This window comes from Mycobacterium sp. KBS0706, assembly GCF_005938675.2.
Classification (GTDB): Bacteria; Pseudomonadota; Alphaproteobacteria; order DSM-16000; family Inquilinaceae; genus Inquilinus.
Genome location: NZ_VCCH02000336.1, coordinates 1 through 572 on the forward strand (window position 1 = coordinate 1; position 572 = coordinate 572).

Genomic DNA, 572 nt, shown 5'->3' on the forward strand with positions numbered 1-572 from the left:
TTCTGCTTGGCCTCCTCGTCCGAGACCGAGGTGACGATGATGACGTCCTCGCCGTTCTTCCAATCGGCCGGCGTCGCCACCTTGTGCTTGGCGGTCAGCTGCAGCGAATCGATCACCCGCAGCACCTCGTCGAAGTTGCGGCCGGTGGTCATCGGGTAGGAGATCACCAGCTTGACCTTCTTGTCCGGCCCGACGACGTAGACGTTGCGCACCGTCTGGTTGTTGACCGCGGTGCGGCCCTCCGAGGTGGTGCCGGCGTCGGCCGGCAGCATGCCGTAGAGCTTGGAGACGACCAGCTCGGAATCGGCGATCACCGGGAAGTTCGGGGCGTAGCCTTGGGTTTCCTTGATGTCCTGGGCCCAGCTCGCATGCCGGTCGACCGGGTCGGCGCTGAGGCCGATCACCTTGACGTCGCGGCGGTCGAATTCGGGCTTCAGCTTGGCCACGGCGCCGAGCTCGGTGGTGCACACCGGGGTGAAGTCCTTGGGGTGGGAGAACAGCACGCCCCAGGACGAGCCGAGCCAGTCGTGGAAGCGGATCCGCCCCTCGGTGGTCTCGACTTCGAAATCGGG

The 572-nt window shown here is 65.9% G+C and carries 1 protein-coding gene; it reads right to left on the reverse strand.

Annotated elements, in window-relative coordinates; all coding sequences use genetic code 11:
• Positions 1–572: peroxiredoxin (locus FFK22_RS42150; RefSeq protein ID WP_143957037.1), on the reverse strand; the 572-nt coding region annotated here is incomplete at both ends.